This is a genomic window from Asticcacaulis sp. AC466, from assembly GCF_000495815.1.
Classification (GTDB): domain Bacteria; phylum Pseudomonadota; class Alphaproteobacteria; order Caulobacterales; family Caulobacteraceae; genus Asticcacaulis.
Map to the genome: position 1 here is coordinate 290,429 of NZ_AWGE01000006.1, position 11,574 is coordinate 302,002.

Genomic DNA, 11,574 nt, shown 5'->3' on the forward strand with positions numbered 1-11,574 from the left:
GCGTTTGAGCTTAGGTACACAAAATAAGACTGAGGAAATACCCATGCGATATAAGCCCTTTCTTCTGGCGCTGACCTTAGGTCTCGGTCTGGCCGCGCCGATACTGCCGGTTCACGCGGCGCCGCCCGCCGCCGCTGTGCCGTCCGTATCGTACACATCCGCTGACGTGATGCGCCTGACTGAAAAGGTGGCGGACTACCAAATTGCCTCGCTCGCCGCCGGACTTGTGCCCGCCCATGCGTCGGGTGATACGCCCGACCCGAAAAACTGGGTCCAGGGGGCTTTGTTCATCGGCCTGACGGCCCTGGCCGATCACAGCGACAATCCTCTTTACAAACAGGTCGTGTTGCAACGGGGCGAAGCCAATCACTGGGAATTGGGTAAGCGACTCTATCACGCCGATGATCATGCCATAGGCCAGGTCTATCTGTGGGCGGCACGGCACGGCGCGGGTCCTGACGCCATCGCGCCCTTGCGCAAAAGCTACGACACCATTCTGGAATTCCAGCCCACAGTCGGGCTGGAACACCGCGAATATACCGATCCGCGCGGTGTCGATTGCGGCCAGCGTTGGTGTTGGGCCGATGCCCTGTTCATGGCCCCGGCGACATGGCTCGAACTGGCCAACCAGACCGGTGAGGCCAAGTATCGCGACTACGCCGTCAAGGAATTTTGGGCGACGACCGATTACCTCTACGACAAAACGGAGCACCTCTATTATCGCGACTCGCGCTTCTTCGAGCGACGAGGGCCCCATGGTGAGAGGGTCTTCTGGTCGCGCGGCGACGGCTGGGTGTTTGCGGGCCTGGCCCATATCATTCCGTTGATGCCGCAGGGCGCCGACCGCGCCCACATGGAAACCGTCTTTAAGGAAATGGCCGCCAAGCTGATTTCGATCCAGAAGGCCGATGGCTACTGGTCGCCGTCCCTGCTGGCCGATCCGGCGACATCGGTGCCGGAATCGAGCGGCACGGCCTTTTATGTCTACGGTCTGGCCTGGGGCATCAAGGCCGGGCTGCTCGACGCCAAGTCATATGAACCAGCCGTCCGCAAGGGCTGGGCTGCCCTGGTCAGGTCGGTCCATCCGGACGGCAAGTTGGGCTATGTTCAGTCCATCGGCGATCAGCCCGACAATGTCAGCTATGACGACACGCAATATTACGGCGTCGGCGCCTTCCTGATGGCCGGCACGGCCGTGGCCGATCTCCAGCTCGACCGCCGCAAAAAGTAGGGACCGTCATGAAGCGCCTGTTGCTGATCACCGCCTTTGCCCTGACGGCCGTCTCTGCCAATGCCCAGAAAACCACCCTGGACGTCACCGTGACCAACCCGCTTGATGTCGCGCGCAGCGACGAAGCGGTCGAGGTCGCCGTTCCCGTCAAGGGGCGTAAGCCGCACAAGGACTGGTCCGTAAAGGTCGGCCAGACTGTGCTGCCGGCGCAATGGATCGATGGCAAGGTGCGCTTCACCCTGTCGCTGAAGCCCAAGGAGCAGGTCAAAGCGACCCTGGTGCCGAAGGCCGCGCCACCGGCGCCGCCGCGCGTCCTTGTCACCCTCAATATCCAGGACGGCGGCAAGCTGGAAGGCACGCCCGCCACCGGCGGGGCGATAAAGGGCGGCACATTTCATCTGCGCGACCGGTTCACCTCACCCAAGGACCATTTCATTCACGACGGCCTGATCGCCTTCGAAGGCATAGGCTGGGAATCGGACAAGGTGGCCTACCGTCTCTATCTCGATGAGCGCAATGTCACCGATATCTTCGGCAAGTACGGCACGGGGATGATCTTCCCCGACGTCGGTCATGGTTTCGATGACTACCAGTATCCGGTGGCGTGGGGCGGCGATATCTTCAAGGTCGGCCCCTCGCTCGGGGTCGGCGGCATCGGCCTGCTGCGCAATGGCAAGGCGACGCAGATCGGCCCTTCGACCATTACCGGCAAGGTACTGGCCAACGGACCCGTCACCGCCATAGCCGGCGTGGATGCCGATGCGATTGGCGGCGGCGTGGGCCGTATCCACGCCACTTACGCCATTACGGCGGGGCGGGTGATCACCGAAGTGACGGTGCGCGCCGATAAGGTGGACGCGCCATTGATCACCGGCCTGACCTTTCACGCGGGGGATCAGCGTATCGAGCCTTCGGATGCCGATGGTCAATGGACCTACATCGCCGCGTGGGGGCCACAAGAACATGGACCCGACCCTGTCGGGACCGCCGCCTTCTATCGTCGCGCCGATGTGACCGGTCCGGCGGTCAATGACGGTCAGACCCTCTTCGTGCAGTTCAAATCCAGGACCGAGGCCAATTATCGTTTTGGCGCGCGCTGGACGCAGGAAGGCAAGGCGGCCGTGCCGGGCATACGCGATCTCGATGGCTTCAAGACCTGGCTGGACGCGATGGTGGCCGAGTTGAATCAGCCGCTTGTCGTCTCGACACGCTGACTGTTGCCGTCACGCGCTTTCAAAAAACGCGTCAATAATCGACGTAGTAGTCCTTTTTGAAGGTCTCGTTCGCGAAGGCCTTTTTCGCCGTCCAAGGCAGGGCGGGGGTTGTCCAGTAGCTGTCGTTCGCGGGCAGGCCGAGGGCCAGAAAGCTTTCCGACACGATATACATGCTGCCATTGTTGGAATACCAGTCACCGAGCGTCGGCTGGTGCCCGGCGAAGCCGATGGTCAGGTATCCTGCCTCGTTGAAATTGCTCGGATTGGCGAAAATACGTTTCTGAGCGGCGGTCAGGGCGGCGCGCACCTGGCCTTCCGGCAGGCTGTCGGGCAGGGCCTTGCGCCATGCCAGCAGGCCGAGCGGCTGGAAGGCGGCGGTACGATAGGTCATGGAGCGGCCGATTGGCGGGTAGGTGCCTTCCGGCGATATCATGCGTTCCAGATGCTCGCCATAGCGCTGCATCCGCTTTAGCCAGAGTGCGTGCTGATCGGCGGGCTTCAGGTTGTTGAAGGACGGATTGAGTCGTTCCAGCACTTCGAGGATTTCGACCATCATCGGGTAAATGACATAGGAATTGTAATAGTCGTAGTGGAAGTGAACGCCGTCGGCCACCCAGCCGTCGCCAACGTACCATTCGTTCATCTTCTTGATGGCCAGGTCGAGGCGCACCGGATCCCAGTCTTCGCCGATCGACAGCAAGAAGGCTTCGTTCATAGCGGCGAACAACAGCCAGTTGGTATAGGGCGGGGAGACGCGGCGCAGGCCCTTGATTTCCGTGACAATGCGCGCCTTTGTCGTGGCGTCCAGACCGTCCCACAGCTTGGGCGCGCGCAGGAAGGCGTTGGTGTAATAGGCGGAATCGACCAGGGCCTGGCCTGCGTTCGACCACAGCAGGTAGTCCGGGCTCTTGGGATCGACGGAATGAACATAGGACTGAAGAGCCTGTTCCGTGAAGGTCTTGCGCAACCGGCCCTCGGGCGTGGCGTCTTCAGGCAGGTTCAGCCAAGGCGCGAGGCCGGACATCAGCCGGCCGAAACATTCTAGATACGCAACCCCTTGAGACCGGCCGTCCCAGGTTGGCGACAGCTCCAGCTTGAAATTCTTTTGCAGCTGGCCTTGCGACATGTTGCTCAGCACCGGGGTCGCGATCTGGGTCATGAGGCCGGTCATATAGGCCCGGTCGTCTGCCGCGGCCGCCGCCGTTCCGTGCGTTGCGGCCGTGGCGGCGCCTGCCACGGCAGGAATCGTGGCCGCGCCCATCATGGCGCCCATGAACTCACGTCTTTTCATCGCAATTCACCCTCTCTGTATGCGCGGCTTGACGGCCCTTATTGTCAAATTCGTATCGTATATAGAAAGAAGTGTCCATTTATAGATACGATTTAGGTAAAAAAAAGAGGCATGCGCCTATGACGCATGCCTGGGAGGTGAGGACAATTTAAATCAGGGAGGTGGCGCGGCGGAGGCTTAGGGAAGACTCCACCGCTTGGTACGCGGTACACAGTTTAGCGTCAGAACCGGCCACGGATGCCGAACTTGATCGTTCGTCCGTCATACTTGGCGTAGTCCATGCGCGTCTTCTTGCCGTTGCCGTAACGGCCGGACACATCGTCGAAATAGTCGTAGCCGAGCGTATTGGCCAGGTTCAGGGCGTCAATGCGCAGTTCGACATAGGAATTCAGCTTGTAGCTGACATTGCCGTCGAGATAGCCGGCGCCGGCGTGCCAGCGTTGCAGGTCCGAACCGTTGGCGGACGTTTCGATGATGTTTTTGTCCTTGTAGTTATAGGTCAGGCGGATGCCCAGCGGACCCTTTTCGTAGTAACCGGTCAGGCTGTACGAATATTTCGGGATGGTGTTGACATTGAGCGTGCGGCCGTCCGTCGTCTTGAAGTCGTAACCCGAAGAATTGACGTGGGTATAGCTGGCCAGGGCGCCCAGGCCATCCCAAGGGGCGGGCAGGAAGCTGAATTGTTGCTGGTAGGCCAGTTCGTAGCCGTCCAATTCGATCTTGCCCGCATTGTAATAGGTCGCCAGCGTAATATCGAGGTTCGGATCGACGTGGCCGTTTGCGTCGTAGAAGATATTGGCCAGCGACGTATCGGGCAGGCCCAGGCTGGAGAACGGCACGTGGGTGGTCTGCGATACGGTGGTGTCAACCAGGTTTTTCTTGAAGAAGCCTGCACTGACCAAGGAGCCGCGGCCAAAATACCATTCCAGTCCCGTATCCCAGTTGGTCGAGATCTGGGGTTTCAGGTCCGGATTACCCGAGGTCGCATACTGGTTGTAGATGTTCGGGATGACGGTCTGGGCGGCGATCAGCGACAGCGAGGCGCGGGTGATCGTCTTGCCCCATGACCCTCGCCAGATCAAATCGTCACGCAAATTGTAGGCGAAGCTGACGGACGGCAGGATATTGTCGTAACCGCTCTTTTCCTGATTGGGCTGATAGGTGCCGCCGGTGCCCGTTTTTTTGTAGTTGTCGATCGCCGACTTGGTGTCCGAATAACGGACCCCGGCATTGATGCGCAGTTCACGGTCGAAAACCTGGCCGGTGAAGTCGGACTGAATGAAGGCGGTCGCGATGTTTTCTTCGGCGGTGAAGCTGGTCGATAGGTCGATTGGGGAGGCCAGGGCGTCGCCAATGGGGTCGAGGGTGCTGTTGACATAGTCGCGTGAGAAGGTCGCCCAGGCATTGGGATAGTTGTCGCCGATCACCAGATTATCGAGCGGCACGCTGTGCAACATCGCGGCACGCAGGCCGGCGACGCCGACGGCGGTCAGCTTGGCCGAGGCAAGCGAGGTGCCGTTGCGCTTGGTCTTTTCCTTGGTGGTGCTGACATAGGACAGGCCCGCCTTCAGATGGCCGGTCCAGCCGCCTAGGCCATAGTCCCAATCGGCGACCAGCTTGGCGGTGCGTTCACGGTCGATTTCACGGTTCCAGTCGAGCGCGGTTGAGAAGTCCTGGTAACGTGATGGATCGGTGAAGTCGATGCCCTGCGCCGTCAGGCCCGGATAGACGTGATCGCTGCCCCAGTCGATGGTGGTGGTAACGCCATAAATGTTCGAAACGATCCGCTTATTGTCATAATAGGCCACGCTCTCGCTCGAACTGACCTGGCCGGTGAGGCTTAAGGTGTCGCTGAGGCTGTATTTACCGTTCAGCGCGATGTAGCCGAACTTGGTTTCATCGTTGTAGTAGTAGCTTTCGCCCAGATACGAGGTATTGCCGAACGTGCCTTCGAGCAGGTTGCCGTTTGGATCGATGGTGACGGCGATGGGGACGAATCCGTTGTGGCCGGAGGCGCCGGGTTGGGCGGCTGTGTTTGTGGTGCGCGAATTGCGGATCGGCAAGCCGAAAGTAAATTCGTCGCGCGAGTCGGTCAGGTGCGAGTACAGCATGTCCAGGCTGACATTCAGATTGTCGTGTTTGTACTGCACCGAAGAGACGAGGCCGTCGCGGTCGCGGGTATTTTGGGCGCCGTAATACCGGTAGAAGCGGGGCAGATAGGCGTTCTCTATTGCTGTGCGGTTCGCCAGCGAAGCAGCGGCGCGCGGATCGTCGAAGTCGAGTGCGAAGCTGAATGGGCCGCTGCCCAGGCTGTTGGCGTGGTTGGCCAGGTAGGAACTGTTATAGCCGCCGGTGGCTTCGAAGCCCGACTTCATATTGACGCTGGTCGAATGGGCGGCGCCGATCAAAAAGCCCCAGTCGCCCCAGGTGTTCGAATAGAGCACCGACAGATTGGGGTCGACCTGCTTCGACGCCGTATTGTACGAGGCCGACGCGGCGTAGCGGATGACCTGGCTTTTGTTATCGAACGGGCGCGGGGTCTGCAAATCGACAACGCCGCCTATGCCGCCTTCTTCGAGTTCAGCCAGAGGCGTCTTATAGAAATCGACGCGCCCGAACAGTTCCGATGCAAAGACGTCATAGTTGAAGTCGCGCGAGGAGTTGCCGACATTGGAGGATGAGGTGACGTGAACCGGTGCGCCATTCAGTGTCGTCACATTATATTCCGAACCCAGGCCGCGGATCGAAATGCGCTGGCCTTCGTTCGAGGCGCCGTCACGGCTCATATAGACGCCGGGAATGCGTTGCAGGGCTTCGGCGACGTTGGCTTCCGGGAATTTGCCGATGTCTTCGGCGACGATCGAGTCGCGGACGACAATGGCTTCCTTCTTCAGGTTGATCGATTTTTGCAGCGAAGAACGAAAGCCGGTGACGACGACGGTCGTTGGCTCTTCGGCCGGTGCCGGTGCCGGCGCGGGGGTTTCCTGAGCCTGCGCTATGATCGGCGCTGATAAGCCGATCAGCATGGTTGTCGCTAACAGATAGGTCTTCATTGAATTTACCTCCCCAGGTCAGTCATTCGTGGCGCGAGGCGTACGACCTCGCTCCGCCACAGGGCTTGGACAGCCCGCAGTTATTGAATTGCATATGATGTGAAAATGGCGGGCCTTGATGCCCGGCCTTACGCGCGGCGTTTACAGACGAGACATCTTGGCTAAGTGTTCAAGCATTTCCTGTTTCCTTGGTTCTTATAATTATGGACCGCCGAAAAAGGGTTTCGGGCTGTCTTGAGGTCATGCGTAACATTTATCGGCATGTCTGTACATATATCGGAACGAAAATGGGGGTGAAATCCGTCCTAAGCGACACTTATGTGCCACTTTCGCAACGTTTTGCGTGCGGGTTCCGTTATGTGGAACGATTTCGCACCGGAATGCGGAACGGCAAACGCATCGCGGTATTTTCGTCGCGGTGGAAACTAAAATCTACGACTAAAATTCCAGACACAGCCCGTTTGGCAGAGCGATTCGCGCCAGGCGGGCTTATGAGCGGCGGTAGCCGAGTTCCTGGCTGATATGCAGGCAGGTTTCCTGGACATAGGCCTTGACCGTCTGGATGCGCTGGTCGTCCATGTACTGCGCGGCGGACGACACGCTGACGGCCGCCACGATGCGGCCATTCATGTCGCGGATGGGCGCGGCGACACAGCGAATATGATCCTCGTTTTCGTCGAGATCGAGGGCATAATCTTCTTCGCGGTAGTGCTTCATGATGTCGAGCCACTGCTTGACGTCATACTTGTAGCGCGGATATTCGGCGGCCTCGCGCTGATAGATTTCGCGCAGAGTGTCTTCGCTTTCGTTCAGAAGCAAGGCCTTGCCCAGACCGGTATGGCGCAGCGGCTGACGTTCGCCGATGACGCACCGGACTTCGATGCGGCGCGTGCCGGGGATTTTGTCGATATAATGGACCTGATTGCGGTCGATGACGCCAAGATTGACCGTGTCGCCGGTGTCGGCAGACAACTGCATCAGATGAGCATGGCTGACCCGGGTCAGGGTGATCTGTTGCGAAGCGGCGTAACCGAGCTCGAGCAGCTTGGTGCCCAGGCTGTACCCGTCGCGCTGCGAAAAGTTGAGATAGTTGGCTTCGACCAGTGTGGTCGCCAGGCGGTGAACCGTCGTCTTGTTGATGCCGAGCGACTTGGCCATCTTGCCGAGCGTATTGTCTCCCTTGGATACGCGCGTCAGCACATCCAGGCCCTTCATAAGGGTCAACGCGCCGGCCATGCCTTTCGACGCAATCTGAGCGTCACCAGACTGAGGCTCACCAAATGGGGTTTCGCTGTCGAGGGACGGTTCGTCGAGTTCAGCCGGATTATGTTTCATGTCGCCAGATGTTTAAGGATGCGTACGTCGGGAACGGCAGCAAGCAATACGCCCGTTCCTATTATGGGTATAGGTGATTTTGACGATCCTTGACAAGAGGGAGCGTTTCACGGGGCAATATGTTCTATCGCCATAACCGGGCTTCGGACATTCTGTATTTGCGACAAGGCGATCGACCCGGGCGCCCTACCCAGATTTATAATGGTTTATACCTAGGACGGCGTGGCATCCGTGACGGGATCGCAAGGAGAGGTAACATCCTCCGCCAGTTATATTTCAAACGCGCAATAGTATGATAAATGCAGGCGTACACGAATGCGTGATATAGTGACGTCTGGAATAGTTGCTGTCTCGATTACTCGGTAAATAGCTTGGATTTTAAGGCGTTTAGCCAGACGAGACGCAAAATGGCTATTTACTGTTGCCCGTTGACCGACTCATGAACTGATGTTACCGATATCACATTCAATGATACCGCTATCAGGAAATTGGCGGTGGCATGGAAGACATGCGCAGGTCGAAATTATAATCGCACCACGCTAAATTTAGGGAAGAATCGTACCCGGCAGTCGAAGCAGGCGAGCGTGTTCGCAACCTCTTCGATACGCCATACCGGTCGCGTCACATGCAATCGAAAACGGGTAGTGCATCGGTAGATGTACTACCCGTTTTCATTTCAGCGTTTACCTAAGGCACGATTGAGCTTGTGTTGCAGCTTTATCCAATGCGCTTTGGCCGAGGTCTCAATGCGCTTGACATCGATGAGCGTTGTGTCGCCAAAACCGGCCAGGGTATGGATTCCGTCGGTATATCCCGGCATCAAACCTTCGGCCGTCAGGCGTTCCACCGGCTCCGCGGCGAAGTGCTCCGGTGTCAAGGTGTCGATCCGCAGGATGTTCATGGCCGCGCCGTAGTGCGCAACGCAGTCCTGCATGGGCAGGTGGAGCTTGCCGTCATGGACGAAGGCATTGCCGCCCGGCCGCGAGGACTCGTATCCTGTGCGGACGGGATTGCCGGCATGTTGTCGCCACGGTCCCATCAGCGCATCGGCGTAAGCTATGTGTAATTCCCGCATGGCGCGGCCATCGGGGCCGGGCAGGGCGTAGAACATCCACCAGCGCCCATCATGCTGTACGACCGTCGCATCTATGGCTGGCAGGTCGAGCAGGGTCGCTATCGGCGTCCAGCGATCGGGGAAATGGTCGCATCTGTAAATCGTCAGTACGCCGCTCTTGTGCGCTTCCGGCAGCATGTAGAGCGCGCCGTCGTCCTGAATGAGATAGGGGTATGACAGGTGGAACGGGGTGACCAGGGCTTCGCCCCTCGTCATCAGTGCCCCCGCGGCGTCATAGCTGTAATAGTGAATTTCGCCACGTTTGATGCGGTAGTCGAAATATTCAACGAATATGGTGAGCCCGTCGTCTGTTTTGATGCCGAAGGGGTCGGCGATGAACTGAAAGCTGGCGGGCAGGGGCAGCCATGTGATGGCGGATTTCGCCAAGGCGCCCGGAACCATCAGATCGGTTACGGGCCGGTTCAGGAATCCGACATGCCACAGATCTGTTTTCACTGGCGCCTCCGCGTGTGTGTTGCAGGCGAAGGTCTGGACGCGTAGGGAGCACGTGTCAACGGGGCGCCGGCGCGATCAGGCGAGGGATTCGATGGCTGTACGCAGGCGGCGGCGACCGGAATCGAAGCCGAACGCATCCATCGCATAGGTTTGGGCGGCGCGAGCCTGGTTGCGCCAGGACGACCAGTCCGAAAAGATGGAGCCGACAGCGGCGGCCAGGGCACTGGCATCCTCGTTCTTGAACAGCGCGCCGAATTGGCCGGCCTTGAGCACCTGACGGGGCCCTTCGGTGTCTGAGGCAACGACGGGGACGCCAGCGGCCATAGCTTCGATCACCACCAGGCCGAAAGACTCATAACGCGACGGCACCACGAACAGGTCAACGTCTGACAAGAATTGGATCGGGTCGGCGGCCCAGCCGCAAAACTCGACACAGTCGCCCAAGCGCAGGTCCGCGGCCAAGGCTTCCAAATTCTGGCGCTCAGGACCGTCACCGGCGATCTTTAGGCGGAATCTCTGACCGGCGGCGCGCAATTGCGCGGCGGCGCGGATGAGGACATCGAAGCCCTTGATGGCGTGGAGGCGTCCCATGGCGCCTATCGTTGGGCAGGCAGCTGTGGTATTTTTTACAGGCAATGTGCGCAGGTGAGAGAAGTTGGCCATGTCGACCACTTTCAGATCCGGAAACGCCTTGCGCGCGCCCTCACGGACATGTTCGCTGATGCACAGGGCGGCGTTGGCCTGCTTGAGGTGGGGCTTGTAGCTGGGCGTATGCAGAACCTGAACCAGCTTCTTTTGTGTCCCCGTGAAGGGCAACATGCACAGGCGCCCGGCACGGTTGCCGTGGGCAATAACGAAGTCCGGACGAAATTCGCGGTTCAGCCCGGCCAGCTTCAGCGCGGCCAACGGATCGTAAAGTGACTGCATATGAATGGGCTTGAACCCGTGGCTGGACGTGGCCTCGGTCAGCATACCCGTGGGTTCGCCGATGCTCAGGACGTCGAATCCTTCTGCACTCAATGCCTCGTGGTAGTGCATGGCCATCAGGCCGTCACCCCCTTTTACAGGAGTCATCATAATGTTCAGCAGACGCATACCAAGTCCCCAACCCTAATCGGTGGAGGCGCCGCATCCCCGGTGCACGGCGCCTCCGATAAGAAGACACGGCTGTTCGGGCGGTCCCTCACGGTGGAGGTAAACAAAAAGTCAATGCGATGAATTTCAGGGGGCTGGCGGGGGCTGCCCTTGCTCCCAATGTCAAGACGGCGCTATATGTGCCCATCCTCTCAGAGAGTGTTGACTTGCCTGAAAACCGCATCCTGTCAGAGACTTATTTCGCCAAGCGCGAAGTGCTCCTGCGTTTTCTGGTTCGCTTGTGCGGCGATGAGTCTGCAGCGGAGGACGTGCTGCAGGATATTTATCTTAAACTCAGCACGCAGGACATTCAGACCGAAATTCGCGAGCCTCTGGCCTTCCTGTTCCGCATGGCCAATAATCTGTACCTCAACCGGCTGCGCGGCGAAAACAGCCATCGTGTCCGCGACACGGCCTGGCGCGATCTGCATCCGCAGGCCGAACACCTGCCGGATGCCGATGCGACGCCCAGCGCCGAAACGGTCGTGGCGGCGCGTCAGGAGTTGCGTGCCGTCATGGCGGCTTTGTCGACTCTGCCGGAAAAAACGCAGGCGATTTTTCGCCTGCACAAGTTTGATGGGCTGACGCAGCCTGAGGTGGCCAAGCGAATGGACGTGTCCATCAGTTCGGTCGAAAAGCATTTGAGCCGGGCGCTGAAACACCTTCTCGCGTTGAACCGAAGTCGAAATTTTCAGTAAGCGGTTCTTATTACATTGGGTATTTTGGTTACGGGGTATACGTACCTG

General features: G+C 59.0%; 8 protein-coding genes. 3 read left to right on the forward strand and 5 right to left on the reverse strand.

The window, feature by feature from the left end:
• Positions 1-43: 43 nt before the first annotated feature.
• Entirely contained in the window at positions 44-1,231 is a 1,188-nt protein-coding gene (locus tag AEAC466_RS30155; RefSeq protein ID WP_023457523.1) for a glycoside hydrolase family 88/105 protein, read from the forward strand.
• Between the two features lie 8 nt (positions 1,232-1,239).
• Complete coding sequence (locus AEAC466_RS0122255; protein WP_023457524.1) at positions 1,240-2,445, forward strand: DUF4861 family protein; 1,206 nt, start codon at positions 1,240-1,242, stop codon at positions 2,443-2,445.
• A 31-nt stretch (positions 2,446-2,476) separates the two neighbouring features.
• Here AEAC466_RS0122255 and AEAC466_RS30160 read toward each other — a convergent pair whose 3' ends face one another.
• The 5 genes from AEAC466_RS30160 to AEAC466_RS43685 all read right to left on the reverse strand — a co-directional run bounded on the left by AEAC466_RS30160 (position 2,477) and on the right by AEAC466_RS43685 (position 10,789).
• A complete protein-coding gene (locus AEAC466_RS30160) occupies positions 2,477-3,736 on the reverse strand; it encodes a DUF2264 domain-containing protein (RefSeq protein ID WP_031238464.1) in 1,260 nt (419 codons plus the stop codon).
• A gap of 221 nt (positions 3,737-3,957) precedes the next feature.
• Positions 3,958-6,789 (reverse strand): TonB-dependent receptor, encoded by a 2,832-nt coding sequence (locus AEAC466_RS30165; RefSeq protein WP_023457526.1) that lies wholly within the window; start codon positions 6,787-6,789, stop codon positions 3,958-3,960.
• 489 nt (positions 6,790-7,278) lie between these two features.
• The gene (locus tag AEAC466_RS30170; protein ID WP_023457527.1) at positions 7,279-8,124 is read right to left on the reverse strand and encodes an IclR family transcriptional regulator; all 846 of its coding nucleotides are present in this window, start codon (positions 8,122-8,124) and stop codon (positions 7,279-7,281) included.
• A 676-nt stretch (positions 8,125-8,800) separates the two neighbouring features.
• Positions 8,801-9,694 (reverse strand): glucosamine inositolphosphorylceramide transferase family protein, encoded by an 894-nt coding sequence (locus tag AEAC466_RS30175; RefSeq protein WP_023457528.1) that lies wholly within the window; start codon positions 9,692-9,694, stop codon positions 8,801-8,803.
• Between the two features lie 75 nt (positions 9,695-9,769).
• Positions 9,770-10,789 carry a glycosyltransferase gene (locus tag AEAC466_RS43685; protein ID WP_023457529.1) on the reverse strand — a complete coding sequence of 340 codons (1,020 nt, stop codon included), beginning with the start codon at positions 10,787-10,789 and terminating at the stop codon, positions 9,770-9,772.
• Between the two features lie 119 nt (positions 10,790-10,908).
• Between AEAC466_RS43685 and AEAC466_RS30180 the strand changes: the two genes are divergently transcribed.
• On the forward strand, positions 10,909-11,526 hold the full coding sequence (locus AEAC466_RS30180; RefSeq protein WP_023457530.1) for an RNA polymerase sigma factor: 618 nt from the start codon (positions 10,909-10,911) through the stop codon (positions 11,524-11,526).
• Positions 11,527-11,574: the final 48 nt, after the last annotated feature.